The sequence below is a fragment of the Paraburkholderia sp. MM5384-R2 genome, from assembly GCF_014201025.1.
GTDB classification, from domain to species: domain Bacteria; phylum Pseudomonadota; class Gammaproteobacteria; order Burkholderiales; family Burkholderiaceae; genus Paraburkholderia; species Paraburkholderia tuberum.
The window spans coordinates 412552-438185 of the sequence record NZ_JACHDI010000001.1; the positions used below are offsets into that span (position 1 = coordinate 412552).

Here is a 25634-nt window from a genome sequence, read left to right on the forward strand (position 1 = left end):
ATACAAAAGCTCGGAATGACTGAGGAGAAACTGCGGAGAAGCCGTGAAAACGGCCACGGAGAAAAAAGCAAGGAAAGGTGACGAGCCCAACCCTCGGCACTGGTGGAAAACGGCTGTGGCTGCTTCGTTCCCGACCTGACCAGGTTGACCATCCCTCCATGCGAGGAGGCCCGTCACGAAGGATTCTATCATTGCCGCGCGCATTGTGCGACTGTTGGCACGAGCAAAACGCGAACGACGCTCCGCTTCGAACGGCTTCGCGCGGTTTGCGGCCGCTTTCTGCACGCCGCCAGACGCCCTCCCGGCCACCGCGGCGACGCGCGCCACGCGCCGGAACTTGAGTTCGCCGCGCGCGACACCATTTAGATTGCAACGCGGTCGCCGTGAGCCGCAGAAACCGGCCGACGCTGCGGCGGCGGCCTATTAGCCCCACTGCCTTGATGAGTACTATCGCCATCGGCAACGCATAGCGAATTAAGCTACACTGCCAGTTGAAAGACCCGCATACGCGACTCTTTCCGCGCATTGCGTGAAAATCCGGCGTTTTTTCAGGCGGTTTTTCTGATTTTCACAGGCATGCGCGGCGAGGCTCTGGATGCGGCAAAGCGAACGGAGTTTTCCCAGTTTTTGACGTATCGTGGCGAGCAATTCAGGCGGGCCTCGAACCGACAGAGGTATTCATAAATGAGCGAACAAATCAAGCATATTAGCGACGCATCGTTCGAACAGGACGTCGTGAAATCCGATAAACCCGTGCTGCTCGATTTCTGGGCCGAATGGTGCGGTCCGTGCAAGATGATCGCGCCGATCCTCGACGAGGTCGCGAAGGATTACGCCGATCGCCTGCAAGTCGCGAAGATCAATGTCGACGAGCATCAGTCCACGCCGGTCAAGTTTGGCGTGCGCGGCATCCCCACATTGATCCTGTTCAAGAACGGCGCCGTTGCCGCTCAGAAGGTCGGAGCTCTGTCGAAGTCGCAACTCACCGCGTTCCTCGACGGCAACCTGTAAAGCAAGCAGTACGCCGCGGCGCTCGCGGCTCCATCGCGCGCCGCAGGCAGTTGGAGAATCGGGCGCATCGGGTGTGCAAACCGCCGCGCCCGCCGGTCAAGCGTGTTGTCAGCCGGCAACACGCTTTGCAACAAAGATGCCGCGCTGCCGGACTGGCTTAAATTGGCGTGTGCTATGCTAGAATCCACAAAACGTCGAAAAGACGTGTAAGTCTTTGAGCGGCTCCGCTCACCCTCCTCCCAGATTTCATTTCGTCGCACCTTCTCCTGCGGGTTCTCCGTATGCATTTATCCGAGCTTAAGACTCTGCACGTGTCCCAATTGATCGAGATGGCCAATGGCCTCGAGATCGAAAGCGCGAACCGCCTGCGCAAGCAGGAATTGATGTTCGCCATTCTAAAAAAACGAGCCAGAGCGGGCGACACGATCTTCGGCGACGGCACCCTCGAAGTGCTGCCGGACGGTTTCGGCTTCCTGCGTTCGCCGGAAACCTCCTACCTCGCCAGCACGGATGACATCTACATCAGCCCGTCGCAAATCCGCCGCTTCAATCTGCATACGGGCGACACGATCGAAGGCGAAGTGCGCACGCCGAAAGACGGCGAGCGCTATTTCGCGCTGGTGAAGGTGGACAAGGTCAACGGCCAGCCGCCGGAGGCCTCGAAGCACAAGATCATGTTCGAAAACCTGACGCCGCTGCACCCGAACAAGGTGCTGCTGCTCGAACGTGAAATGCGTGGCGAAGAGAACGTGACCGGCCGCATCATCGACATGATCGCGCCGATCGGCAAGGGCCAGCGCGGCCTGCTCGTCGCGTCGCCGAAGTCGGGCAAGACCGTGATGCTTCAGCACATCGCGCACGCGATCAAGCAGAACCATCCCGACGTCGTGCTGTTCGTGCTGCTGATCGACGAGCGTCCGGAGGAAGTGACGGAAATGCAGCGTTCGGTGGCCGGCGAAGTGATCGCCTCAACGTTCGACGAACCCGCCGCGCGTCACGTGCAGGTCGCCGAAATGGTGATCGAGAAGGCCAAGCGCCTCGTCGAAATGAAGAACGACGTCGTGATTCTGCTCGACTCGATCACGCGTCTCGCGCGCGCTTACAACACGGTGGTCCCGGCGTCGGGCAAGGTGCTGACGGGCGGTGTCGACGCGAACGCGCTGCAGCGCCCGAAGCGGTTCTTCGGCGCGGCGCGCAACATCGAGGAAGGCGGATCGCTGACCATCATCGGCACGGCGCTGATCGAAACCGGCAGCCGCATGGACGATGTGATCTACGAAGAGTTCAAGGGCACCGGCAACATGGAAGTGCACCTCGAGCGCCGTCTCGCCGAGAAGCGCGTCTACCCGTCAATCAACCTGAACAAGTCTGGCACGCGCCGCGAAGAGCTGCTGATCAAGCCCGAAGCGCTGCAGAAGATCTGGGTACTGCGCAAGTTCATTCACGACATGGACGAAGTCGAGTCGATGGAATTCCTGCTCGACAAGATCCGCCAGACGAAGAGCAATTCCGAGTTCTTCGACATGATGCGTCGTGGCGGCGGCAGCTAACGCGCGACGTTCGTGCTGGCCGTATTAGTCGGCAACTGCAACGCATGAAAAACCGCTCGCAAACTGCGAGCGGTTTTTTTTCGTCCATCGTCCGCAGAGACAATGCGCCGCGTTTTGCGAAGCTGCTGCCGCGCGAGAAGTGGATCATCGTGCCGGGCTTCGGGGTGGCCGCGTTCGCCGCCGGGTGGATGACACGCATGTCGCCGGACGTCGGCGAAGCGGCGCTCGCCCTGCCGCTGCTGCTGCGCGGCCTGCTGTTGCTGTTCATCGTGCCGTCGGTCGCGAATCTGACGTGCCGCATCTTCTCGATCGAGGAGGCGTTCACGCACGGCTACCGGCTGAAAAACATCGTCCGGCAGTTGACCATCTCCTTCGCGACCGCCTCGGCGATCATCGTCGAACAGCACCGGCTCGCGCTGCATCAAAGTCGCCTCGCGGAGTCCGTGAATCCGTACAATCCGGTCTACCAGAACACGCTCGCGACGCTGGCGCGCGGCTCCGCCGCCGGTCATGCGGCGAGCGAAGCGCACGCGCTCGCGATCGCGTCGATCAGCCGGTCGATTGCGCAGCAAGCCAGTTTGCTCGCGTCGCTCGACGGTTTCTATTTTCTGATCGGCGTCGCGATATGCGGCGGCCCGTTCGCCGCGTGGCAAAAACAGATCGACTGAAGGTGGGCTCCAAGCATGCTGTCGAAACTCACGAACTGGCTGGGCGCACGGCGTCGCGAGCGCGCGCTGCGCGACTACGCGATCGACGATTCCTTGTGGCAGGCGACACTCGCCGGCCTACCCTTTCTCACGCATCTGGAAGCGCCTGATCTCGCGCGGCTGCGCGAGAAGACGAGTCTCTTCCTCGCGCAGAAGGAGTTCTCGACCGCGCACGAGCTCGAGCTGACCGATGCGATGACGGTCGGCATCGCCGCGCAGGCGTGCCTGCCGGTGTTGAATCTGAGCCTCGATCTGTATCGCGGCTGGGTCGGCGTGATCGTCTATCCGGGCGAGTTCGTGATCCGCAAGACCGTTGAGGACGAAGATGGCGTCGTGCACGAGATCGAACACGACGCCAGCGGCGAGGCGTGGGAAGGCGGCCCGGTGGTGCTGTCGTGGGAAGACGCGCAGATGACCGATGGCAGCGACGCATACAACGTCGTGATCCACGAGTTCGCGCACAAGATCGACATGCTCAACGGCGAAGCGGATGGCCACCCGCCGCTGATGCGCCGCTGGCACGCGCCGCTCGATGCGCAGGCATGGGCCGATGTGTTCGACCATGCATACGATCACTTCTGTGCGAAAGTCGACGCGGTGCCCGAGCGACGCTGGGCGCGTTTCGAACGCGAGTCGCTGATCGATCCGTATGCGACGGACCATCCGTCGGAATTTTTTGCCGTATGCAGCGAGGCGCTGTTCGTGCGGCCCCAAGCGTTCGAGGCGGAGTATCCGGAACTGTACCGACTGCTCGCGCGCTACTACCGGCAAGATCCAGCGCGCGTCGGTTTGACGTTCACGCCCATTTGAGACGCCGCGAATGGGCGCCGCTTGCGCCGCAATAGAATCCGCTGGCAGAAAAATCGCCAAGCGACTGATTTTCTGGCATAATCGCGGTTTTTCGACCGTAGGCAAGTGGCTCGCGCCTGAAGGCAGTCCCATTCGAGGCTGCACGCGGGTTGGCTACCGCCAGATTAAAGGAAAGACCATGAAAGAAGGCATTCACCCGAATTACCGCGAAGTCCTGTTCGTCGACATGTCGAACGACTTCAGGTTCGTGACGCGCTCGACCATCCAGACGCGCGAAACCGCGGAATTCAACGGCAAGACCTACCCGCTCGCGAAGATCGAAGTGTCGTCGGAATCGCATCCGTTCTACACCGGCCAGCAAAAGATCATGGACACGGCCGGCCGCGTCGAGAAGTTCAACAAGAAGTTCGGCGCACGTGCTTCGGGCAAGGCAGTAAAGTAATACCGCAACGGTGCCGGCTGCCGGCCGGCAACGGAGCAAACAGAAAGGGCAGCGCGAGCTGCCCTTTTTTGTCGCCTGCGCTTGTGCGCCCGCTGGGTCGCACGCCGCGCTGTCGCGACACTGTGTTACAGCTTGTCCATTGACGTTGCCGGGCGTTACCGGCCGTGACGTGCATCGCACGGCACGACTACAATGCCGGATGCTCGAAACGGGCCCTCGCGCCCTGACCTGCCGGGCCGCTCCGGCTGCATCGTTTATCCAGACTCCACACACTGCATGAGACCTGTCGTTCGCCTCACTGCCTCTGCGACCAGTGCGTTGCCGCGCTGGCTGCTGCTGGCCATCTGTATCGTCTACGCCTCGTTCGGCCTGTTCGGCCGCGATCCGTGGAAGAACGAGGACGCAGCCGGCTTTGGTGTGATGTGGACGATGGCGAACGGCGGCGCGCACGATTGGCTGCTGCCGAATCTGGTCGGCAAATATCTGACCGAGGACGGCCCGCTCGGCTACTGGCTCGGCGCGAGTGCGATCCGCGTCCTCGCACCGTGGGTCGACGCGAGCAACGCGTCGCGCGTGTTCACGGGCCTGCTGTTCTGCGCGGGCTGTGCGTTCGTCTGGTACGCGGCGTATCTGCTCGGCCGGCGTGCCGAAGTGCAGCCATTCAAATATGCGTTCGGCGGCGAGCCGGAACCGCGCGACTATGGCCGCACGCTCGCCGATGGCGCACTGCTGATCCTGCTCGCGTGCTTCGGCCTCGCCGAGCGCGGTCACGAGACCACGCCGCAGCTCGCGCAGTTCGTCTGCATCGCGATGCTCGTGTACGGCCTCGTGCGCATGATCGACAAGCCGATTCAGGGCGCGCTGATCTGGGGTCTCGCGATCGGCCTCGTCACACTCGCGAGCAGCCCGGTGCTGGTCGGCGCGCTGCTGCTCGGCACGCTCGCGATGACGCTGATCGTACGCGAAACGCGATCGCGCTGGCTGCTGCTCGCGGGTCTGCCCGTGGCGCTCATGCTCGCGGTGTCGTGGCCGATCATCGCGCTCACAGCGTTCCCGGACGACGCTGTCTGGTATCTGAACCAGTGGCTGCACGTGAGCCTGAGTTCGTTCGCGGGCCCGCCCGGCTCGGTCGCCGCGTATGCGCTGAAAAACCTGCCGCTCTTCACGTGGCCCGCCTGGCCGCTCGCGCTGTGGTCGTGGTTCAGCTGGCAGGGACTGCGGCGCGCGCCGCACGTGGCGATTCCGCTGTCGGTGATCGGGCCGCTGTTCGTGCTCGTCGTGCTGCAAAGCCATCAGTCGAACCGACTCTACATGCTGCTGCTGCCGCCGCTTGCGGTGCTCGCCACTTTCGCGCTGCCGACGCTCAAGCGCGGCGCGATCAATGCGATCGACTGGTTCGCGCTGCTGAGCTTCACGATCCTCGGCAGCTTCGTATGGCTCGTGTATGTGGCAGGGCTGACCGGCTTTCCGCATCCGCTCGCGCGCAATCTCGCGCGACTCGCGCCCGGCTTCGTGCCGCAGTTCAAGATTCTGTCGTTCGTGTGCGCGGTCGCGGTGACCGTGTGCTGGTTCCTGCTGGTGCGCTGGCGCCTCGCGCGTCATCCGAAGGTGCTGTGGCGCAGCGTCGTGCTGTCGAGCGCCGGCACCACGCTGATGTGGGTGTTGCTGATGACGCTGTGGCTGCCGGTCGTCAACTACAGCCGGACCTATCGCGACGTCGCACAGCAGATCGCCGCCCATTTGCCCGATGACTACACGTGCATCGCGCCGGTGCGCCTAGGCAATGCGCAGATCGCGACGTTCGCGTATTTCGGCGACATGCACTTTTCGTTCGACCAGGACTGCGACGTGATCCTGCGTCAGGACTCGCAGGACTACGGCGACCCGAGCGCGATGCCCGACTACATCTGGAAGCTCGTGTGGGAAGGCCGCCGCGCGGCGGACCGCGACGAGCGCTTCCGCCTTTACGTGCGCATCGACCGTCCCAAGCCGCCGCCCGGCAAGCGCCGCAACTGGCACAAGAAGCGCGACTGACCATGTTCGCCGACGTACGGAAGATCGCCGCGCTCGCGTGGCCCGTATTGATCGGCCAGTTGGCCATCATCGCGTTCGGCGTGATCGACACGGCGATGGTCGGGCGCTACTCGGCCGTCGATCTGGCCGCGCTCGGCCTCGGCTCGTCGATCTACGTCTCGGTCTATATCGGCCTGACCGGCATCCTGACCGCGCTGCAGCCGATCACCGCGCAGCTGTACGGCGCGCGTCGCTACGGCGAGATCGGCGAAGAGGTCCGCCAGTCATGGTGGCTTGCCGCCGCGCTGACCGTGATCGGCTTTCTGATCCTGTTCTTCCCCGGACCGTTGCTGGCGTTGTCGCGGGTGCCCGACGCGCTGCACGAGCGCACGCTCGCGTACCTGCGGATTCTCGCGTTCGGGCTGCCCGCCGGCCTCGCCTTCCGGGTCTACGGCTCCGTTGCCAATGCGCTCGCCAAACCGCGGCTCGTGATGTTCCTGCAGATCGCCGCGCTGCTGCTGAAAATTCCGCTCAATACCTGGTTCATCTTCGGCGGCCTCGGCGTGCCCGCGCTGGGCGGTCCGGGCTGCGCGCTCGCGAGCACGCTGCTCAACTGGGCACTCGCGGCGCTCGGCATGCTGCTGCTCGCGCGCATCGACGATTTCAAGGCACTCGGCATCTTCACGCACTTCTGTTGGCCGGTCTGGAAGCGCCAGGCCGCGCAACTGCGGCTCGGTATTCCAATGGGGCTGTCGTATCTGATCGAGGTCACGTCGTACACTTTCATGGCGCTTTTCATCGCGCGCTTCGGCACGACGACGCTCGCCGGACATCAGATCGCCGGCAACGTCGGCGCGGTGCTCTATATGACGCCACTGTCGATCGGCATCGCGTCGTCGACGCTGGTCGCGCAGGCGCTCGGCGCGCATCGGCCGCAGGCGGCGCGCACGCTGTCGCGTCACGGCATCGCGATGGCGGTTGCGATCGCGTGCTGCTATGGCGCGCTCGTGCTCGTGCTGCGGCCATATATCGTCGCCGGCTATACGACGAACGCGCAGGTCGCGGCGAAGGCGTTGCCGCTGGTGCTGATCGTCGCCTGCTACCACCTGTTCGACGCGTTGCAGATCTCGACCGCGTTCGTGCTGCGCGCCTACAAGGTCGCGGTCGTGCCGACCATCATCTATGCGGTGGCGCTGTGGGGAGTCGGGCTCGGCGGCGGCTATGCACTCGGCTTCGATACGACCGGCCTCACGCCGCCCTGGCTGACCGGCGCGCGCGGCTTCTGGGTCGCGAATACCGCAAGTCTCGCGATTGCCGGGCTCGGCTTGCTCGTGTACTGGCGATTCGTGAGCCAGCGCTATTTGCGCGAGGCTGCGGCGGCGCTGGTTGATTCGGCTGTTTGAGGGGATGGAGGGTTGGGAAGGCCGCGAATAGCACCGACCGGACCGTCAGTTGCGCCCAAGCCAGGGTGAGAGACGACCTGTTCTGCATCCGCCTTTCCGTCCCCACGCAGCTCAGCCCGCTCACGCCGCGTATGCGGCCTGCCCCTCCCGATCCTTGGCCTCGAAAATTTCCCGCGCCGCGAACAGCGCATTGAGCGCGGCCGGAAAGCCCGCATAAAGTGCCATCTGCATGAACACCTCGACGATCTGCTCGCGCGTGCAGCCGACGTTCAGCGCCGCCTCGATATGTACCTTCAGCTGCGGCTGCGCGCAGCCGAGGGTCGCGAGCGACGCGATCGTCGCAATCTCACGCGTGCGCAGATCGAGCTGCGGCCGGCTGTAGATGTCGCCGAAGCCGAATTCAATCAACAGGCGTCCGAATTCCGGCGCGACGGGCGCGAGCGCGGCGATTACCTGCTCGCCCGCCGAACCGTCGATTTCCCTGAGCTTATCCCAGCCCCGCGCGTAGCGGTCGTTGTGTGCGTAGTCCATTGCGAGTCCTTATCGGGGTGTGAGGGCGACGAGGCTTCGTCGTCCTGTCGTGCCGGATCGGGCTCAAGCGCGCCGCTCGAGGCCGCCTCGTAGTACGCGATCTTGTCGTCGATCGCGCCGAGGTTGCCCTGCAGATCGGCGATCCGCGCGAGCAACGCGGTGCGATGCGCAACCAGCAGGTCGCGGCGTGCGCGCATCGTCGGATGGCCTTGCGCGCGCAGCGCGGCGATCTGTTGCATGCCGGAGATCGACATGCCCGTTGCCTTCAGACGCATCACGAAGCGCAACCAGTCGAGATCGGCCGGCGAGTACAGCCGGTGCCCCGTCTGCGTGCGTCCGACCGGCTGGATCAGGCCGGCCTGTTCGTAATAGCGCAGCGTGTGCGTGGACACGCCGATCGTTTCGGCGACCTGACCGATGGTGAGCGCGGTTGAGTGTTTCGACATGACGGACTCAGGTTAGGACTTCGAGTGCACTCTAAGTCAAGCGTCGGACGCTGTCATTCCTTTGCGTTGCTCATTCTTTATCGCAGACGAGTTATCGCGATCGATATCGACCGATAAATTCACCGGCACTGCATGCCGCCAAAAGCTTTAAATATTGTGTGGTGGATTTACTTGTCATCGATCGATCGGTATAAATCGTCCGCTATCTCAAATCGGGCCTGCGATTTGTCCTATGCTTAAACGCAGCGCCCGCTGACAGGATAGGTCGTCCGTTCCCGGCTAACTTTTTGCCCTCAATGGAGTGCTTGCCATGCTGAAGAAGCTTTTCATGCTTTGCGTCGCTGTGGCTTTGTCGCTGTCGGCCGGATTTGCCGCGGCCGTGGAAGTGAATACCGCCGATCAGGCCGCGCTCGAATCGGTCAAGGGCATTGGCCCCGTGCATGCGAAAGCGATTCTCGACGAACGCGCCAAAAACGGCCCGTTCAAGAGCGCCGACGATCTCGCCGTGCGTGTGAAGGGCATCGGCCAGAAATCGGTCGAGAACCTCGAAGCGGCCGGACTGACGATCAACGGCTCGTCGGCACCGCCGACCGGCGCGAAGACGTCCACCAAGCCGGCCACGAAGACCACACCGGCGGCTCCCGCGGCAACCACCGCCGCCGCGCCCGCTGCCACGACGGCAGCGCCGGCCGCGGCTGCGCCTGCCTCGGCCGCGAAGCCGTCGAAGTCGAAGAAGAAGGACAAGGCCGCAGCATCCGAAGCGGCAACCGCTACGGCTGCGGCCGCCGCGGCAGCCAGCGCACCGGCCGACGCGTCCGGCACCAAGGCTTCGAAGAAGAAAGCGAAGAAGAGCAAGGCGGCATCCGCCGCGGCTGCGTCCGGCGCTTGAGCCCGGCGGGGCTGCCGCCCTTGCGTTTCACCGCGACGCGCAACCGCGCGTCGACGTCACCCGCCCGGCCGTCATACGCGCCGGCATTGAAGAGAGACCGTCATGAGCCTACTCGACACCATCGGTTCCCTGCTTGGCAAATCGCCAGAAGGCGGCGGCCAGCAAGCGCTGATCGCCGCCGCGCTCGAATTCGTCAACAACCAGCCTGGTGGCCTGAACGGCCTGATCCAGCGCTTCCAGGAAAAGGGCCTCGGCGACGTCGTGTCGTCGTGGGTCGGCAATGGCGAAAACCAGCCGATCGCACCCGACGCGCTGCATAACGTGCTGGGCTCGGAAGCCGTGACCGGTCTCGCCGCCAAGGCCGGCGTCCAGCCGGATCAGGTGACGGGTCTGCTGTCGCAGATCCTGCCGCACGTCGTCAACGCGGCCACGCCGGAAGGCGAAGTGCCGGCCGATGGCAAGCTGAACGCGACCACGGTGCTCGGCGCGCTCGGCGGCCTGTCGGCGCTGCTCGGCAACAAGGGCAACGCTTAAGCACGCTGTGCGCCATGCGCTGGCGGCTTGCAGAGACCTTCGCTCCACGGTGATGCCACCGGTTTGAAATCGGCGAACAAAAGAAAACCGGCAACGAAGTCACCTTCGTTGCCGGTTTCTTAACGTTGGCGGGAACGACTCGCCTGCTATCGTCCCTTCGCATCGTCAAGCCATCGCCTTCAGTGCACGACGCGCTCGAACAGCAGCTTGCCGTCGTCCACTTCGACCGGAATTACATCCTTCGGACCGAACTTGCCGGCCAGAATCAGCTTCGCGATCGGGTTCTCGATCTCCTGCTGGATCGCCCGCTTCAGCGGCCGCGCACCGAACAGCGGGTCGTAGCCGACCTTGCCGATGTGCTCGAGCGCCGCGTCCGACACCACCAGTTGCATGTCGAGCTTCGCGAGCCGCTCGTGCAGACGCTGCAGTTGGATCCGCGCGATCGACTGGATGTTCGAGCGATCGAGCGCATGGAACACGACGACGTCGTCGATCCGGTTCAGGAACTCGGGCCGGAAGTGCAGCTTCACCTCTTCCCACACGGCGTCCTTCACGGCTTCCTGCGGCTCGCCGACCATCGCCTGGATGACCTGCGAACCGAGGTTCGAGGTCATCACGATCACCGTGTTCTTGAAGTCGACGGTGCGGCCCTGGCCATCGGTCATGCGGCCGTCGTCGAGCACCTGCAGCAGCACGTTGAACACGTCCGGATGCGCCTTCTCGATTTCGTCGAGCAGGATCACGCTATACGGCTTGCGGCGCACGGCCTCGGTGAGATAACCGCCCTCCTCGTAGCCGACGTAACCCGGCGGCGCGCCGATCAGACGCGCGACGCTGTGCTTCTCCATGAACTCGCTCATGTCGATACGGATGAGATGCTCTTCCGAATCGAACAGGAACGACGCCAACGCCTTGCACAGCTCGGTCTTGCCGACGCCGGTCGGCCCGAGGAACAGGAACGAGCCATACGGACGGTTCGGGTCCGACAGACCCGCGCGCGAGCGGCGAATCGCATCGGCGACCGCGCTGATCGCCTCGTCCTGGCCGACCACGCGCTCATGCAGCTTCGACTCGATCTGCAGCAGCTTTTCGCGCTCGCCCTGCATCATGCGCGACACCGGAATACCGGTGGACCGCGACACGACCTCGGCGATCTCTTCCGCGCCGACCTGCGTGCGCAACAGACGCGGACGCTTCGGACTGTTCTGCTCCTCGGCTTCGGCGCGCGTGACTTCCTTCAGTTGAGCCTCGAGACCCGGCAGCTTGCCGTACTGCAATTCAGCCACCTTCTCGAGCTTGCCCTCACGCTGCAGACGCACGATTTCCGCACGCGTCTTCTCGATCTCTTCCTTCAGCTGCGCGCTGCCCTGCACCGCCGCTTTTTCCGCGGTCCAGATTTCATCGAGGTCCGAATATTCGCGGTTGAGCCGCTCGATTTCCTCTTCGATCAGCTGCAGACGCTTCTGCGACGCTTCGTCCTTCTCCTTCTTCACCGCTTCGCGTTCGATCTTCAGCTGGATCAGACGACGGTCGAGCCGATCCATCTCCTCCGGCTTCGAGTCGATTTCCATCTTGATCTTCGACGCGGCTTCGTCGATCAGATCGATCGCCTTGTCGGGCAGGAAGCGGTCCGTGATGTAGCGATGCGACAGCTCGGCCGCCGCGACGATCGCCGGGTCGGTGATGTCGACGCCGTGGTGCAGCTCATAGCGCTCCTGCAGACCGCGCAGGATCGCGATGGTCGCCTCGACCGACGGTTCGTCCACCAGCACCTTCTGGAAGCGGCGCTCGAGCGCGGCATCCTTTTCGATGTATTTGCGGTATTCGTCGAGCGTGGTCGCGCCGACGCAATGCAGCTCGCCGCGCGAGAGCGCCGGCTTCAGCATGTTGCCCGCGTCCATCGCGCCTTCGGCCTTGCCGGCGCCGACCATCGTGTGAATCTCGTCGATGAAGACGATGGTTTGCCCTTCGTCCTTCGCGATGTCGTTGAGCACCGCCTTCAGGCGCTCCTCGAACTCGCCGCGATATTTGGCGCCCGCCAGCAGCGCGGCCATGTCGAGCGACAGCACGCGCTTGTTCTTCAGCGTTTCCGGCACTTCGCCGTTGACGATGCGCTGCGCGAGCCCCTCGACGATCGCGGTCTTGCCGACGCCCGGCTCGCCGATCAGCACCGGGTTGTTCTTGGTGCGGCGCTGCAGGATCTGAATGGAACGGCGGATTTCGTCGTCGCGGCCGATCACGGGGTCGAGCTTGCCTGCGCGGGCGCGCTCGGTCAGGTCGATCGTGTATTTCTTCAGCGCTTCGCGCTGGCTTTCGGCGTCCTGGCTATGCACCTGCGAGCCGCCGCGCACCGCGGCGATCGCGGTTTCGAGCGCCTTGCGCGACAACCCATGCTCGCGCGCGAGACGGCCGGCCTCGCCTTTGTCGTCGGCGACTGCGAGCAGGAACATTTCGCTCGCGACGAACGTGTCGTTGAGCTTCTGCGCTTCCTTGTCGGCCTGGTTCAACAGACCGGTCAGTTCGCGGCCGATCTGCACGTTGCCGTCGGTGCCCTGCACTTGCGGCAGCCGCGTGACCGCGTCGTTCAGTGCGGTTTGTAGAGGTTGTACATGCACGCCGGCGCGCGACAGCAGCGAGCGAGCGGAGCCGTCCTGCTGCGCGACGAGTGCCGCGAGCACGTGGACGGGTTCGATGTACTGATTGTCGCGGCCAACCGCCAGACTCTGGGCGTCCGCAAGCGCTTCCTGGAATTTAGTGGTGAGTTTGTCGATTCTCATCAAGAGACCTCCAATTTCGATTACCACCAAAATGAGGCGTTTTATTAGGGTTTCAAGCGCTTTTTTGGCCTCGGTCGCAACTATTTAACATTTGAGCGCAAGAACTGCCGCGATCCTTCCCCAGTGGCGCGGCGGGGCGGGTTTGCGCACCCCGGAGCCGGCCGGATGTTCTAGTTCTTGTGGCCCAGCGTCGCCGGACTGCCGCCGCGCGTGCTATCCGATACCACCGTAATCGGCAGCGGCACCATCTGAATCGTGGAGCCTAACCCGAGCAACGCCGCGAGCGGACTTTTCGGTTGCGCGACTTCGCCGATCGTAAAACGATCGAGCTCGGCGAGAAAAGCGAGGTTCGCCGCCTGCAACGCGCCACGCAGCCGGCACTGCGTCGTGATGACGCAAGGCCGCTGTTGGCCCTGCCGGTCCGGCAGACAGCCGACCAGCGCAAAGTCGCTTTCCGTGACCCGCACCACGTCGCCGACGGTCAGCGACAGCGATTGCGCGCCGAGCCGCAAGCCGCCGTTGCGGCCGCGCACGGTTTCGACCCAGCCGAGCTCGCCCAGCTGCTGCACGACCTTCATCAGATGGTTCTTCGAGATGCCGTAGGCTTGCGAAATGTCCTGAATCGTCGATAATCCGTCGCCCCGTACCGCGAGGTACAGCAGCACGCGCAGCGCGTAATCCGTATAGTCGGTAAGTCTCATAGGTCCCGGTATAGCTTGAAAGGCTGCGAGCACGTGCCTTGAATGTCCCGATAACCGCGTCGAGACAAGGGTTGCCGGGAACGAGCGCTACGCCCTAACATGACTGGCTGGCATGACTGGCCGGCGGGCGTCGTTCCCCGAATCGCGCTGCAAAACTGTTTCGGATAGCAATAGTAGCTTTTTCCGCATCAACCGTTTGTTAGAAAAACGGGGGGGTCAAGGTTCAGTTCAGCCGTCATCGGCAACCGCAATTTTCTGGAATCCGCATGAATCCGTCTTTCCCCGCCGCGCCGCCGGTCGAACGCGCGGCCGAACCCACCGACGCCAATATCGGCGACCTCGTCCATGGCTTTTACGATCGCGTGCGTGCCGACCCGCTGCTCGGTCCGGTCTTCGACGCGAAGCTCGCGGGCCGCTGGGACGACCATCTGCCGAAGATGTGCACATTCTGGAGCAGCCTCGTGCTCGGCGCGAAGCAGTATCGCGGCAACGTGCAGCAGGCGCATCAGCCGCTCGAAGGCATCGAGCCGCAGCATTTCAGCCGCTGGCTGTATCTGTTCCTCGATACGGTCGAATCGCGCTATCAGCCGGCCGCGGCGGTCCGTTTCATGGAGCCGGCGCTGCGGATCGCGCAGAGTCTGCAGCTGAGCCGTTTCGGCTGGGATTACAAGATCCCGCCGGAGCAGCAGGCGCTGCTCGAGCGGGTGGCGCCGAAGCGTCGGCCGCGAGTTGGCGACGTTGACGACGATGGCGAGCATCCGTCGCGGCCGGCTGGGGAGCCGTTCCCGGTGCCGATCATCGGACGCTCGCGGGACGAGTGAACGTCGACGCGCCGACGCCCCTCACACAAAGACGCCGCGTGCGCCGTCGCAACTCCGCGGCCCGCGACTCGTTTACTCCGGAGTCCGATTTCCCGAATCGATTCCCCAGCGCGCGAGCGCGGCATCGTCGGTCACGCGCGCGTCGACCCAGCGCTCGCCCGCGTCGGTTTTCTCCTTCTTCCAGAATGGCGCTTCGGTCTTCAGATAGTCCATCACGAATTCACACGACGCAAACGCGTCGCCGCGATGCGCGGCCGTCGTCGCAACGAGCACGATCTGATCGAGCGGATACAGCTTGCCGACGCGATGCACGATCAGCACCTCGATGCCCGGCCAGCGTTCGCGCGCACGCTCGACGATCGCCTCGAGCGACTTCTCCGTCATGCCCGGATAATGCTCGAGCTCCATCGTCTCGACCGCGCTGCCCTCGTTGAGATCGCGCACGGTGCCGACGAAGCACGCGAGCGCGCCGATCCTCGGATTGCGCGCGCGCAGCGCGGCCACCTCGGCGCTGAGGTCGAAGTCTTCGGTCTGGACGCGAACGGGCATGGACGGCTCCTGAGGGCTTTTGTCGCTGGCGTGAACGTGATGGACGAGAGCGCGGTTCAGCCGCCGGTGACGGGCGGAAAGAACGCGACCTCGCAGCCCTCGGTGATGCGGGCGCTCGCGCCGGTCATCACGTGGTTGCAGGCCATGCGCAGCGCGCGGCCTTCGGCGAGCGTCTCGGCCCAGATGCCGCCACGCACGCGCAGCCACGCGCGCACATCGCCGACGGTCGCGATGCCGTCGGGCACCTCGACGCTTTCGTCGGACGTATTGAGCGCTTCACGCACGCTCGCAAAGTATCGGAGTTCAATCTTCATCGGGATATCGCCGGTCTACGCCGCGCATGCCGCGGACGACCGGCCTCAGTTCAACAGTTCGGAAAACGGAATGAAGCGCACGGTTTCGCCTGCGCTGATCGCGTGGTTCGGCGGATTGTCGATCAGACCGTCGCCCCACACGGTCGACGTCAACACGGCCGAACTCTGATTGGCAAACAGATCGAGCCCTCCCGCCACGTTGACGCGCGCGCGCAGGAACTCGTTGCGGCGATCGGCCTTGCCCTGCGTGAAGTCCGCGCGCAGCGACAGCGCGCGCGGCGCGACCGCCTGCACGCCGGCCAGCCGCAGTACGAACGGACGCACGAACAGCAGGAACGTCACGAAGCTCGACACCGGATTGCCGGGCAGGCCGATGAAAAACGTTTCGGCCGGCTCGCCCCCATTTGCACCACCCGCACCACGCCGCACCGCGCCGAACGCGAGCGGCTTGCCCGGCTTCATGGCGATCTGCCACATCGACAGACGCCCTTCGGCCTCCACCGCCGGCTTCACATGATCCTCCTCGCCGACCGACACGCCGCCGCAGGTGAGAATCAGATCGTGCGCCTCGGCGGCTGCGCGCAGCGTCGCGCGGGTCGCGTCGAGTTGATCGGCGACGATGCCATAGTCGGTCACGTCGCAGCCGAGCTTCTCGAGCAGGCCGCGCAGCGTGAAGCGATTCGAGTTGTAGATCGCGCCGGGCTTCAGCGGCTCGCCGGGCATCGTCAGTTCGTCGCCGGTGAAGAATACGGCGACTTTCACGCGGCGGCGCACCTCGAGCCGCGCGCATCCGACCGACGCGGCAAGCCCCAACGCCTGCGGCGTGAGCCGCGTGCCGGCCGGCAGGATCACCGAGCCCGCGCGAATATCGGCGCCCTGTGCGGTGATCCACTCGCCCGCCTGCGGACGATGCACGATCGTCACCTCGTCGCCAGCCGCCTCGGTCTGCTCCTGCATCACGACCGCGTCCGCGCCGGCGGGCACCGTCGCGCCGGTGAAGATGCGTGCCGCGCTGTTGGGCGCGAGCGGCGTCGGCGCATGGCCGGCCGGAATGCGTTGCGAGACCGGCAGGCGGCTGCCGTGCGCGAGATCGGCGATGCGGACCGCGTAGCCGTCCATCGCGCTCGTGTTCATCGGCGGCACGTCGAGCGGCGACGTGACGTCGGTGGCGAGCACGCGATTCAGCGCGTCGAGCGTCGGCAGCGTTTCGATACCGTCGAGCGCGCGCGCGGCGTCGAGCAGGATCGCCAGCGCATCGGCAGTGGCGAGCATCGGGGCGCGGGGCGTGGGTGTGGACATCTGGAGGGTGGAAGCCGCAGGTTAAAAGAACATTGTAGCGGCCGATGCCGTTAGCCTGGGCGGCCGGGCGTTATGGGGAGCTTTTGATGTTTTTCGGTGCGTGGCCGCGGAGGGTGCGGCCAGCGTTTTCTCGTAGTGCGGGCGTGAGCGTCGATCAACGCGAAGCGACACGCGGCCCGCTCGCCCTTATTCGCCGGTATTCGCGACGATGAAGTCCTTCACCCGCTGCGCATCGGCGGGCACGACCTCGAAGCGCTGCGGCAGCGACTCGAGCCCCGAGAACGCCGCCGGGCGCTCCGGCTCGCGCAGCAGCGCCTCGCGGATCGTCTCGCCGAACTTGATCGGCTGCGCGGTCTCGAGCACGATCATCGGAATGCCGGGTTGCAGATGCTCGCGAGCGACCTTCACGCCGTCGGCCGTGTGCGTGTCGATCATCGTGTCGTAGCGCTGGAACACGTCGCGGATTGTGTCGACGCGGGTGTCGTGGCTGCTGCTGCCCGACACGAAACCGAACTCCCTTACGCGCGCGAAGTCGCCACTTGCCGCGAGATCGAAACCGCCCTTCTCCTCGACGTCGCGGAACAGTTGCAGCACGCGCGCCGGATCGCGGCCGAGCAGGTCGTACACGAAGCGCTCGAAGTTCGATGCCTTCGAGATGTCCATGCTCGGGCTGCTCGTGTGATACGTCTCGGCCGCCCTGCGTACACGGTAAATACCAGTGCGGAAGAACTCGTCGAGCACGTCGTTCTCGTTGGTCGCGACGACGAGCTTCTCGATCGGCAGACCCATCATGCGCGCGATATGACCCGCGCACACGTTGCCGAAGTTGCCCGACGGCACCGTGAACGACACGCGCTCGGCGTTCGACTTCGTCGCGGCAAAGTAGCCCTTGAAGTAGTAGACGACCTGTGCGACGACCCGCGCCCAGTTGATCGAATTGACCGTGCCGATCTTGTACTTCGCCTTGAACGCGTGATCGTTCGACACCGCCTTCACGATGTCCTGCGCGTCGTCGAACACGCCTTGCACCGCGAGGTTGAAGATGTTCGGGTCTTGCAGGCTGTACATCTGCGCGGTCTGGAACGCGCTCATCTTTTTGTGCGGCGACAGCATGAACACGCGGATGCCCTTCTTGCCGCGCATCGCGTATTCAGCGGCGCTGCCGGTGTCGCCCGACGTCGCGCCGAGAATGTTCAGCGTTTCGCCATGCTTCGCGAGCGCGTACTCGAACAGGTTGCCGATCAGCTGCATTGCCATGTCCTTGAACGCGAGCGTCGGACCGTTCGACAGTTCGAGCAGCGACAGCGGCGCGCCGTCTTCGACGCCGAGCGTCTTCAGCGGCGTGATCTGCGCGGCGCTTTCGTCGTCGCGCACGTTGCAGTAGGTCGCGGCCGTATAGGTCTTGCGCGTCAGTGCGCGCAGGTCGTCGGCGGGAATGTCGTCGCAGAACTTCGACAGGATCTCGAAGGCGAGATCCGCGTACGGCAGCGTGCGCCAGCGCGTGAGTTCGTCCGCGGTGACGCGCGGATAGTCGGCCGGCAGATACAGGCCGCCGTCTTTCGCGAGACCGCCGAGCAGGATCTCGGAGAAGGTATGGCGCTCGCCGGCACCGGCGCCGCGCGTGGAGAGGTAGTTCATAGTTCGGCCTAGTTCAGCGCTTCCATGCGCAGCTTCGTGACTTGCGAGACGACGGTCTCGAGCGCCTCGATCGACCTGATCGCGGCGTTGACCTGCTTTTCGACCGTCTCGTGCGTGATCAGCAGAATGTCGGTTTCGCCCTTGCCGTTCGCGTCGACGAGCTCCGATTCCTTTTGCAGCAGCGCGTCGATTGAAATGCCGGTGTCCGCCAGAATGCGCGTGATGTCGGCGAGCACGCCGGTCACGTCGGCGACGCGCAGGCGCAGGTAGTAGCCGCTCGTGACTTCTTCGATCGGCAGGATCGGGGTGTTCGACAGGCTGTCCGGCTGGAATGCCAGATGCGGCACGCGGTGCTCGGGGTCGGCCGTGTGCAGACGCGTCACGTCGACGAGATCGGCGACCACGGCGGAAGCCGTCGGCTCGGCGCCCGCGCCCTTGCCGTAGTACAGCGTCGTGCCGACCGCGTCGCCGTGCACGACGACCGCGTTCATCGCGCCTTCCACATTCGCGAGCAGGCGCTTTTCCGGAATCAACGTGGGGTGCACGCGCAGCTCGATGCCCTTGTCGGTGCGGCGCGTGATGCCGAGCAGCTTGATGCGGTAGCCGAGCTCCTCGGCGTATTTGATGTCGATCGCGGCGAGCTTGCTGATGCCTTCGACGTACGCGCGGTCGAACTGCACCGGCACGCCGAACGCGATCGCGCTCATGATCGTCGCTTTGTGCGCCGCGTCGACGCCCTCGATGTCGAAGGTCGGGTCGGCTTCCGCGTAGCCGAGCTCCTGCGCGGCCTTCAGCGCGGTCGCGAAATCGAGCCCGCGGTCGCGCATCTCCGACAGGATGTAGTTCGTCGTGCCGTTGATGATGCCCGCGATGTACTGGATGCGGTTCGCCGTCAGCCCTTCGCGCAGTGCCTTGATGATCGGAATGCCACCCGCCACCGCCGACTCGAACGCGACCATCACGCCGTTCGCGCGCGCCGCCTCGAAAATCTCCGTGCCATGCACGGCGAGCAGCGCCTTGTTGGCGGTGACCACGTGCTTGCCGTTGTTGATCGCGCGCAGCACGAGGTCGCGCGCGATGCCGGTGCCGCCGATCATTTCCGCGACGATCGCGATCGAAGGATCGTCGACGACCGCGTTGAAGTCATCGGTCAGCGCCACGCTGCCGGCTTCGCCGCCAAGCGCCGCGGTCGCCTTGGCCGGGTTGCGCACGGCAATGCGCGCAATCTCGATGCCGCGACCCGCGCGACGTTTGATTTCTTCCTGATTGCGGCGCAGTACCGTGAAGGTCCCGCTGCCTACCGTGCCGAAGCCCAGCAGTCCAACTTTGATCGGTTCCATGCAGCGTGTGTTTCTAGTAGAGGTTTGAAAAGGGTGTCGGGGGTGGCACGAGCGGCGCGCCTCATTTGACACATCAGGCGCCACATCGTACGCGACCCCGGCTCAGGCTGTGTGACGTTTGCGGTAGCCGTCGAGGAAGCGCGCGATCCGGTTGATCGAATCCGCGAGGTCGTCGACGTTCGGCAGGAACACGACACGGAAGTGATCCGGCGTCTTCCAGTTGAAGCCGGTGCCCTGCACGAGCAGCACGCGCTCTTCGAGCAGCAGGTCGAGGATGAACTGCTGGTCGTTCTGGATCGGATACACCTTCGGGTCGAGGCGCGGGAACATGTACAGCGCCGCCTCGGGCTTCACGCAGCTCACGCCGGGGATCGCCGTCAGCATGTCGTAGGCGAGCTCGCGCTGCTTGTACAGGCGCCCGCCCGGCACGATCAGGTCGTTGATGCTCTGATAGCCGCCGAGCGCGGTCTGGATCGCGTACTGGCCGGGCACGTTCGGGCACAGCCGCATCGACGCGAGGATGCCGAGCCCCTCCAGATAGTCTTTCGCGAGCCGGCGGTTCTCGCCGGTCAGGCCCGAAATGGCCATCCAGCCGGCGCGATAGCCGCACGAGCGGTAGCTCTTCGACAGGCTGTTGAACGTGACGGTCAGCACGTCTTCGGACAGCGACGCCATCGACGTGTGCGTCTTGCCGTCGTAGACGATCTTGTCGTACACCTCGTCGGCGAAGATCACGAGGCCGTGCTGGCGCGCGATCTCGATCAGGCCGAGCAGCAGTTCGTCCGAGTACAGCGCGCCGGTCGGGTTGTTCGGGTTGATCACGACCAGCGCGCGCGTGTTCGGCGTGATTTTCGCGCGGATGTCATCGAGGTCGGGCATCCAGCTATTCGACTCGTCGCAGATGTAGTGCACCGGCGTGCCGCCCGCGAGGCTCACGCCGGCGGTCCACAGCGGGTAATCGGGCGCGGGCAGCAGCACTTCGTCGCCGTCGTTGACGAGGCCCTGGAGCGCCATCACGATCAGCTCGGACGCGCCGTTGCCGATGTAGACGTCGTCCAGCTCGACGCCGTGCGCGCCCTTTTGCTGCGTGTAGTGCATGATCGCCTTGCGCGCGGCGAACACGCCCTTCGAGTCGGAGTAGCCCGACGAGCTGGGCAGGTTCAGGATCATGTCCTGAATGATCTCGTCGGGCGCCTCGAAGCCGAACGGCGCCAGATTGCCGATGTTCAGCTTGATGATGCGGTGACCCTCTTCTTCGAGCCGCTTCGCATGTTCGAGGACGGGCCCGCGAATGTCGTAGCAGACATTCAACAACTTGTTGGATTTGAGAATCGGTTTCACGGCGGGCACTTCATCCTGGTTGATGGCTGGGGCAGACCTTGGGCAAACGGGGCCTGGCTGACGACGCCGGGCCGCGCGGATTCACCGCTACGGGGAATTCGGACGCGGCGGCGCCGGCGACGGCGGCCAGCCGCGAAATGGGGTCGAACTGTCGAGCGGCCCCGGCTTTCCGGGTTCCGGCGTGGAAAAAACGCAGCGAAAGCGGGCGATGCCAACCCAGGTGGCCGGTGGGCCACGGCGATGCGCCCAGCGCGGCTTGTGGCGGCACTTGAGCGAGGGGCGCCGCAAGGCGGCTAAAAAGTTATAATTTAGCGGATTTTGGCCGACTTCCGCAATGCACCACCCGCATCGGCAAGCCTTTTCGGCCTTCTCGTGTGTCACACGCGTCGAACCGCGCGGCCTGTGCGACGTGCAGCCAGGCCGGCAACACGCATGACGTCTCACGACGACTTCGGAAAACCAATTTGAAATTACATCAGGATTCCAGCGGCGCGCTCAATACCGTTACCGGCTACGGCGCCGACTACGTCGAAATCAATCTGGTGCGTCACGCGGGCAGTATTCTCGTGCTGCCGGACGCGCCGGTCATTCCCTGGCCCGTCTCGTCGTTCGAGCAGTTGAGCGCCGAGCATTTCGCGATGCTGGTCGACGCCGCGCCCGAAGTGGTCGTGTTCGGCAGCGGCGAGCGGCTGCGCTTCCCGCACCCGCGCCTGACCGCCGCGCTGACCGCGAAACGCATCGGCGTAGAAACGATGGACTTCAAGGCCGCCTGCCGCACCTACAACATTCTGATGGCCGAGGGCCGCAAGGTCGCGGCCGCGTTGCTGATCGAGGCCTGAGCGTGCCCGGCGCCGGCGCATCCCGCGCCGGCGCACCCCGGCCGGCCCGGTTCTGGCCCCCCGCGTCGCGCCCGTGCGCGCGCCGTCGATAACAAGAAGGGTTGATATTTCATGAACGATACGCCGTCGAGGCTACCGCTCAATCGCACCGCGATCCTGTTGCTGGTGCTGGTTCTCGCCGTGATCTGGTTCGTGCCGCTCGGTTGGCGCCATCTGCTGCCGAGCGACGAAGGCCGCTACGCCGAAATGGCGCGCGAAATGTTCCTGACCGGCGACTGGATCACGCCGCGCTACAACGGCTACAAGTACTTCGAGAAGCCGCCGCTGCAAACCTGGGCGAACGCGCTGACGTTCGCGTGGTTCGGCATCGGCGAATGGCAGGCGCGCCTCTACACCGCGCTGACGGGCTTCGCCGGCGTGCTGCTGATCGGCTTTACCGGCGCCCGCGTGTTCAACGCGGCGACCGGCGTGTTCGCGGCACTCGTGCTCGCCTGCTCGCCGTACTGGAACCTGATGGGCCACTTCAATACGCTCGACATGGGCCTGTCGCTCTGGATGGCGCTCACGCTGTGCGCGCTGCTGCTCGCCCAGCGCCCGAACCTGCGGCCCCCATGCGTGCGCGGCTGGATGTGGGTGTGCTGGGCGTCGATGGCGCTGGCGGTGCTCTCCAAGGGCCTGGTCGGGCTGATCCTGCCGGGCGCGGTGCTGGTGCTCTATACGCTGATCGCGCGCGATTGGGCGCTGTGGAAGCGTCTGCATCTGGTGAGCGGGCTGATCGTTTTTTTCGCGATCGTGACGCCGTGGTTCGTCCTCGTGCAGCAGCGCAATCCGGAATTCCTGAACTTCTTCTTCGTCGTTCAGCAGTTCAAGCGCTATCTGACGCCCGAGCAGAATCGCCCCGGCGCGTTCTACTACTTCGTGCCAGTGCTGCTGGTGGGCTTCCTGCCGTGGCTGTCGGTAACCGTGCAAAGCGTGCGCCACGCGTGGCGCCAGCCGCGTCAGCCGAATGGCTTCGCGCCGGTCACGCTGATGCTCACGTGGATCGTCTTCATTTTCCTGTTCTTCAGCGCGTCGCACTCGAAGCTGCTGTCCTACACGCTGCCGATCGCGCCGCCGATCGCGATGCTGATCGGCATGTATCTGCCGCTCGTCACGCGCGAGCAGCTGCGCCGGCATCTGGCGGGCTACGCGCTGTTTTTCGTGGTCGCCGCGTTCGCGGCGCTGTTCCTGCCGCGCTTCGGCACTGCGCGCAATCCGGCCGAGCTGTACGCCGAATACCGCGTGTGGGTGCTCGCCGCGCTAGCCGTCGCGTTCGCGCTCACGCTGTTCGCGCTGTGGCTGAACCGCCGCGGCCAGGGCGGCGTGGGCGCCAACGCGCGAGTCGGTCTCGGCAGCCTCGCCGCGTTCGGCGCGGGCTGGCTGCTGCTCGGCACCATCGCGGGCACCGGCCACGACGTGTTCGGGCGCCTGAGTTCCGGCGCGCCGCTCGCGCCCGCGATCAAGGCCGAGCTCGCGAAGCTGCCGCCCGACACGCCGTTCTACTCGGTCGGCGTGCTCGACCACACGCTGCCGTTCTACGTCGGCCACACGATGATCATGGTCGCGCACCCGGACGAGCTCGCATTCGGCGTGTCCGTCGAGCCGCAAAAATGGGTGCCGACGGTCGACGCGTGGATCGCGCGCTGGAAGGCCGAACGCTACGCGCTCGCGCTGATCCCGCCGCCGACCTACGACCGCCTCGTGAAGCAAGGCGTGCCGATGCAGGTGATCGCGCGCGATCCGCGCCGCGTGGTGGTGATGAAGCCGCTCGCCGACGCGGCTGCCGCCGCCCCGGCCGCAGCCGCGGCAGCAGCACCCGCTACCCCCGCTAACGCCGCCTCGGCAGTCGTGGAAGTGAGGCCCGCGGCATCGGCCACGCCGGCCCCCGTCTCCACGCCCGCGGCAAAGCCCTAACCCTTTCGAGAACCAGACCGTTCGATGAACCCGATTTCCCTGTTCTGCATCCTGGCCGGCGTCACGCTGAATGCCGGCGCGCAGCTGCTGCTCAAGGCCGGCACGAATGCCGTTGGACACTTCGAATTCACCCGTGCGAACATCCTGCCCATCGGCTTCAGGCTGGCAACCCAGCCGCCGATCATCGGCGGACTCGCCTGCTACGTGATCAGCGTGGCGGTGTGGATCATCGGGCTCTCGCGCGTGGACGTGTCGATCGCTTATCCGATGCTGTCACTGGGCTACGTCGTCAACGCGATCGCCGCGTGGTACCTGTTCGGCGAAGTGATGTCGGTGCAGAAGCTGGTCGGCATCGGCATCATTCTCGTCGGCGTGGTCGTGCTCGCGCGCAGCTAGGCGCGGCGCCCCGCGTAGGAACCCGCGCGGCACACGCGCCGCCTAAGCGAGACGTAAGGTAGGCCGCGGTAAGCTGTGCGGTTGCGTTTTTTAAGCCGCGGCCTTGGGTTTGCGGGTAGTTTGTGGTTTACTTCGCGCCCGTCGGGCCGCGCCCCTTTCAATCGAGCGATGCATTCATGAGCCAGTCACAAGTCCCGTTTTTGCCGTTTGTCAAACCCGAGATCGACGAGGAAACGATCCAGGGCGTCGCCGACGTGCTGCGTTCCGGCTGGATCACCACCGGCCCGCAGAACCAGAAGTTCGAGGCCGCGCTGTCCGAGTTCTGCGGCGGCCGCCCGGTGCGCACCTTCAATTCCGGTACCGCGACGCTCGAAATCGGCCTGCGCATCGCCGGCGTCGGTCCCGGCGACGAAGTGATCACGACGCCGGCCACCTGGGTGTCGACCTGTAACGTGATCCTTGAAACCGGCGCGACGCCAGTGTTCGCCGACATCGACCCGATCACGCGCAACATCGATCTCGACCTGCTCGAAAAAGCGATCACGCCGCGCACCAAGGCGTTGCTGCCGGTGTTCCTGTCGGGCCTGCCGGTCGACATGGACCGTCTGTACGGGATCGCCCGCGCGCACGAGCTGCGCGTGATCGAAGACGCCGCGCAGGCATTCGGCTCCACCTGGAACGGCGAGCGCATCGGCAAGCTCGGCGACATCGTGTCGTTCAGCTTCCACGCGAACAAGAACCTGACCTCGGTCGAAGGCGGCGCGCTGGTGCTGAACAACGAGGAAGAAGCGGTGCTCGCGCAGAAGTACCGGCTGCAGGGCATCACGCGCACCGGCTTCGACGGCATGGACTGCGACGTGCTCGGCGGCAAGTACAACCTGACCGACGTCGCCGCGCGTGTCGGCCTCGGCCAGTTGCCGCATCTCGAGCGCTTCATCGCGCAGCGCAAGAAGCTCGTGCGCGCGTACTTCGCGCAACTCGAAGGCGGCGCGGCCGTTCAGCTCGGCGTCGGCCTGCCGCCCGCGGACTTCGAAAACAGCAACTGGCACATGTTCCAGATCACGCTGCCGCTCGAAAAACTGTCGATCGACCGCGCCGGCTTCATGGGCGAGCTGAAGGAGCGCGGCATCGGCTCGGGCGTGCACTACCCGGCGCTGCACCTGTTTTCCCTGTACCGCGCGCGCGGCTTCAAGGAAGGCATGTTCCCGCACGCGGAGCGCTTCGGCGCCACCACCGTCACGCTGCCACTCTTCACGCTGATGAACGAAGGCGACGTCGAGCGCGTGTGCCGCGCGGTCAACGAAATTTGCGAACACTACGGAAAATAAGC

23 protein-coding genes, 1 other RNA gene and 1 pseudogene are annotated in these 25634 nt (G+C 64.8%); 14 read left to right on the top strand and 11 right to left on the bottom strand.

The window, feature by feature from the left end:
• Positions 1–76 precede the first annotated feature (76 nt).
• An RNA gene (ffs, locus tag HDG37_RS01965) (signal recognition particle sRNA small type) lies at positions 77–175 on the bottom strand.
• 509 nt (positions 176–684) lie between these two features.
• On the opposite strand from ffs, the gene trxA reads away from it, so the two are divergent.
• The 7 genes and pseudogenes from trxA to HDG37_RS02000 all read left to right on the top strand — a co-directional run bounded on the left by trxA (position 685) and on the right by HDG37_RS02000 (position 7936).
• Positions 685–1011, top strand: a complete 327-nt coding sequence (trxA, locus tag HDG37_RS01970; RefSeq protein WP_013089343.1) for a thioredoxin TrxA — start codon at positions 685–687, stop codon at positions 1009–1011.
• 281 nt (positions 1012–1292) lie between these two features.
• Positions 1293–2561 (top strand): transcription termination factor Rho, encoded by a 1269-nt coding sequence (gene rho, locus HDG37_RS01975; protein ID WP_184028958.1) that lies wholly within the window; start codon positions 1293–1295, stop codon positions 2559–2561.
• Positions 2562–2671: 110 nt separating this feature from the next.
• A pseudogene (locus tag HDG37_RS01980) lies at positions 2672–3229 on the top strand (MFS transporter); the annotation flags it as partial.
• Positions 3230–3244: 15 nt separating this feature from the next.
• Positions 3245–4078, top strand: coding sequence for a zinc-dependent peptidase (locus HDG37_RS01985; protein ID WP_184043889.1), 834 nt, complete (start codon positions 3245–3247; stop codon positions 4076–4078).
• 178 nt (positions 4079–4256) lie between these two features.
• Positions 4257–4520, top strand: coding sequence for a type B 50S ribosomal protein L31 (locus tag HDG37_RS01990; RefSeq protein WP_090804621.1), 264 nt, complete (start codon positions 4257–4259; stop codon positions 4518–4520).
• 276 nt (positions 4521–4796) lie between these two features.
• Positions 4797–6554 carry a glycosyltransferase family 39 protein gene (locus tag HDG37_RS01995; RefSeq protein WP_184043891.1) on the top strand — a complete coding sequence of 586 codons (1758 nt, stop codon included), beginning with the start codon at positions 4797–4799 and terminating at the stop codon, positions 6552–6554.
• Between the two features lie 2 nt (positions 6555–6556).
• The gene (locus HDG37_RS02000; RefSeq protein ID WP_184043893.1) at positions 6557–7936 is read left to right on the top strand and encodes an MATE family efflux transporter; all 1380 of its coding nucleotides are present in this window, start codon (positions 6557–6559) and stop codon (positions 7934–7936) included.
• Positions 7937–8056: 120 nt separating this feature from the next.
• Here HDG37_RS02000 and HDG37_RS02005 read toward each other — a convergent pair whose 3' ends face one another.
• Entirely contained in the window at positions 8057–8467 is a 411-nt protein-coding gene (locus HDG37_RS02005) for a carboxymuconolactone decarboxylase family protein (protein ID WP_090804613.1), read from the bottom strand.
• Positions 8386–8913: a MerR family transcriptional regulator gene (locus HDG37_RS02010; protein WP_184043895.1), complete on the bottom strand. Its 528-nt coding sequence runs from the start codon at positions 8911–8913 to the stop codon at positions 8386–8388. Before HDG37_RS02010 ends, HDG37_RS02005 begins: the two co-directional genes overlap by 82 nt.
• 310 nt (positions 8914–9223) lie before the next feature.
• Here HDG37_RS02010 and HDG37_RS02015 point away from each other — a divergent pair, with 310 nt between their 5' ends.
• Together HDG37_RS02015 and HDG37_RS02020 are read left to right on the top strand one after the other, a co-directional pair.
• Entirely contained in the window at positions 9224–9802 is a 579-nt protein-coding gene (locus tag HDG37_RS02015; protein WP_184043897.1) for a helix-hairpin-helix domain-containing protein, read from the top strand.
• A 102-nt stretch (positions 9803–9904) separates the two neighbouring features.
• The gene (locus HDG37_RS02020) at positions 9905–10336 is read left to right on the top strand and encodes a YidB family protein (protein WP_018418148.1); all 432 of its coding nucleotides are present in this window, start codon (positions 9905–9907) and stop codon (positions 10334–10336) included.
• 179 nt (positions 10337–10515) lie between these two features.
• On the opposite strand, the gene clpB is transcribed toward HDG37_RS02020, so the two are convergent.
• Together clpB and HDG37_RS02030 are read right to left on the bottom strand one after the other, a co-directional pair.
• Complete coding sequence (clpB, locus tag HDG37_RS02025; RefSeq protein ID WP_184043899.1) at positions 10516–13113, bottom strand: ATP-dependent chaperone ClpB; 2598 nt, start codon at positions 13111–13113, stop codon at positions 10516–10518.
• 170 nt (positions 13114–13283) lie between these two features.
• The gene (locus tag HDG37_RS02030; protein ID WP_184043901.1) at positions 13284–13814 is read right to left on the bottom strand and encodes an Rrf2 family transcriptional regulator; all 531 of its coding nucleotides are present in this window, start codon (positions 13812–13814) and stop codon (positions 13284–13286) included.
• Between the two features lie 266 nt (positions 13815–14080).
• On the opposite strand from HDG37_RS02030, the gene HDG37_RS02035 reads away from it, so the two are divergent.
• A complete protein-coding gene (locus tag HDG37_RS02035) occupies positions 14081–14635 on the top strand; it encodes a group III truncated hemoglobin (RefSeq protein ID WP_184043903.1) in 555 nt (184 codons plus the stop codon).
• Positions 14636–14707: 72 nt separating this feature from the next.
• On the opposite strand, the gene HDG37_RS02040 is transcribed toward HDG37_RS02035, so the two are convergent.
• From HDG37_RS02040 to HDG37_RS02065, 6 genes are all read right to left on the bottom strand, one after another.
• A complete protein-coding gene (locus tag HDG37_RS02040; protein WP_090804601.1) occupies positions 14708–15184 on the bottom strand; it encodes a molybdenum cofactor biosynthesis protein MoaE in 477 nt (158 codons plus the stop codon).
• Positions 15185–15240: 56 nt separating this feature from the next.
• On the bottom strand, positions 15241–15498 hold the full coding sequence (gene moaD / locus HDG37_RS02045; protein WP_184043905.1) for a molybdopterin converting factor subunit 1: 258 nt from the start codon (positions 15496–15498) through the stop codon (positions 15241–15243).
• A 45-nt stretch (positions 15499–15543) separates the two neighbouring features.
• Positions 15544–16770 (bottom strand): gephyrin-like molybdotransferase Glp, encoded by a 1227-nt coding sequence (gene glp, locus HDG37_RS02050; protein WP_184043907.1) that lies wholly within the window; start codon positions 16768–16770, stop codon positions 15544–15546.
• Between the two features lie 213 nt (positions 16771–16983).
• Positions 16984–18435: a threonine synthase gene (gene thrC, locus HDG37_RS02055; protein WP_184043909.1), complete on the bottom strand. Its 1452-nt coding sequence runs from the start codon at positions 18433–18435 to the stop codon at positions 16984–16986.
• A gap of 8 nt (positions 18436–18443) precedes the next feature.
• Positions 18444–19775 carry a homoserine dehydrogenase gene (locus HDG37_RS02060; RefSeq protein WP_090804593.1) on the bottom strand — a complete coding sequence of 444 codons (1332 nt, stop codon included), beginning with the start codon at positions 19773–19775 and terminating at the stop codon, positions 18444–18446.
• Between the two features lie 102 nt (positions 19776–19877).
• Entirely contained in the window at positions 19878–21125 is a 1248-nt protein-coding gene (locus tag HDG37_RS02065; protein ID WP_311540856.1) for a pyridoxal phosphate-dependent aminotransferase, read from the bottom strand.
• A 455-nt stretch (positions 21126–21580) separates the two neighbouring features.
• On the opposite strand from HDG37_RS02065, the gene HDG37_RS02070 reads away from it, so the two are divergent.
• The 4 genes from HDG37_RS02070 to HDG37_RS02085 all read left to right on the top strand — a co-directional run bounded on the left by HDG37_RS02070 (position 21581) and on the right by HDG37_RS02085 (position 25632).
• Positions 21581–21955, top strand: a complete 375-nt coding sequence (locus tag HDG37_RS02070) for an Mth938-like domain-containing protein (RefSeq protein WP_090804589.1) — start codon at positions 21581–21583, stop codon at positions 21953–21955.
• Between the two features lie 111 nt (positions 21956–22066).
• Positions 22067–23908 (top strand): glycosyltransferase family 39 protein, encoded by a 1842-nt coding sequence (locus HDG37_RS02075; RefSeq protein WP_184043913.1) that lies wholly within the window; start codon positions 22067–22069, stop codon positions 23906–23908.
• A gap of 24 nt (positions 23909–23932) precedes the next feature.
• The gene (locus tag HDG37_RS02080) at positions 23933–24304 is read left to right on the top strand and encodes an SMR family transporter (RefSeq protein ID WP_184043915.1); all 372 of its coding nucleotides are present in this window, start codon (positions 23933–23935) and stop codon (positions 24302–24304) included.
• 176 nt (positions 24305–24480) lie between these two features.
• Positions 24481–25632, top strand: coding sequence for a DegT/DnrJ/EryC1/StrS aminotransferase family protein (locus HDG37_RS02085; RefSeq protein ID WP_090805742.1), 1152 nt, complete (start codon positions 24481–24483; stop codon positions 25630–25632).
• Positions 25633–25634 lie beyond the last annotated feature (2 nt).

What these genes read in the sequence shown, in the direction of transcription:
- HDG37_RS02080 (WP_184043915.1), top strand. Translation starts at nt 23,933, where the DNA reads ATGAACCCGATTTCCCTGTTCTGCATCCTGGCCGGCGTCACGCTGAAT.
- HDG37_RS02040 (WP_090804601.1), bottom strand. Translation starts at nt 15,184, where the DNA reads ATGCCCGTTCGCGTCCAGACCGAAGACTTCGACCTCAGCGCCGAGGTG.
- HDG37_RS01995 (WP_184043891.1), top strand. Translation starts at nt 4,797, where the DNA reads ATGAGACCTGTCGTTCGCCTCACTGCCTCTGCGACCAGTGCGTTGCCG.
- HDG37_RS02085 (WP_090805742.1), top strand. Translation starts at nt 24,481, where the DNA reads ATGAGCCAGTCACAAGTCCCGTTTTTGCCGTTTGTCAAACCCGAGATC.
- glp (WP_184043907.1), bottom strand. Translation starts at nt 16,770, where the DNA reads ATGCTCGCCACTGCCGATGCGCTGGCGATCCTGCTCGACGCCGCGCGC.
- HDG37_RS02015 (WP_184043897.1), top strand. Translation starts at nt 9,224, where the DNA reads ATGCTGAAGAAGCTTTTCATGCTTTGCGTCGCTGTGGCTTTGTCGCTG.
- HDG37_RS02035 (WP_184043903.1), top strand. Translation starts at nt 14,081, where the DNA reads ATGAATCCGTCTTTCCCCGCCGCGCCGCCGGTCGAACGCGCGGCCGAA.
- trxA (WP_013089343.1), top strand. Translation starts at nt 685, where the DNA reads ATGAGCGAACAAATCAAGCATATTAGCGACGCATCGTTCGAACAGGAC.
- HDG37_RS02075 (WP_184043913.1), top strand. Translation starts at nt 22,067, where the DNA reads ATGAACGATACGCCGTCGAGGCTACCGCTCAATCGCACCGCGATCCTG.
- moaD (WP_184043905.1), bottom strand. Translation starts at nt 15,498, where the DNA reads ATGAAGATTGAACTCCGATACTTTGCGAGCGTGCGTGAAGCGCTCAAT.
- thrC (WP_184043909.1), bottom strand. Translation starts at nt 18,435, where the DNA reads ATGAACTACCTCTCCACGCGCGGCGCCGGTGCCGGCGAGCGCCATACC.
- HDG37_RS01990 (WP_090804621.1), top strand. Translation starts at nt 4,257, where the DNA reads ATGAAAGAAGGCATTCACCCGAATTACCGCGAAGTCCTGTTCGTCGAC.
- HDG37_RS02005 (WP_090804613.1), bottom strand. Translation starts at nt 8,467, where the DNA reads ATGGACTACGCACACAACGACCGCTACGCGCGGGGCTGGGATAAGCTC.
- HDG37_RS02000 (WP_184043893.1), top strand. Translation starts at nt 6,557, where the DNA reads ATGTTCGCCGACGTACGGAAGATCGCCGCGCTCGCGTGGCCCGTATTG.
- HDG37_RS01985 (WP_184043889.1), top strand. Translation starts at nt 3,245, where the DNA reads ATGCTGTCGAAACTCACGAACTGGCTGGGCGCACGGCGTCGCGAGCGC.
- HDG37_RS02010 (WP_184043895.1), bottom strand. Translation starts at nt 8,913, where the DNA reads ATGTCGAAACACTCAACCGCGCTCACCATCGGTCAGGTCGCCGAAACG.
- HDG37_RS02030 (WP_184043901.1), bottom strand. Translation starts at nt 13,814, where the DNA reads ATGAGACTTACCGACTATACGGATTACGCGCTGCGCGTGCTGCTGTAC.
- HDG37_RS02060 (WP_090804593.1), bottom strand. Translation starts at nt 19,775, where the DNA reads ATGGAACCGATCAAAGTTGGACTGCTGGGCTTCGGCACGGTAGGCAGC.
- rho (WP_184028958.1), top strand. Translation starts at nt 1,293, where the DNA reads ATGCATTTATCCGAGCTTAAGACTCTGCACGTGTCCCAATTGATCGAG.
- HDG37_RS02020 (WP_018418148.1), top strand. Translation starts at nt 9,905, where the DNA reads ATGAGCCTACTCGACACCATCGGTTCCCTGCTTGGCAAATCGCCAGAA.
- clpB (WP_184043899.1), bottom strand. Translation starts at nt 13,113, where the DNA reads ATGAGAATCGACAAACTCACCACTAAATTCCAGGAAGCGCTTGCGGAC.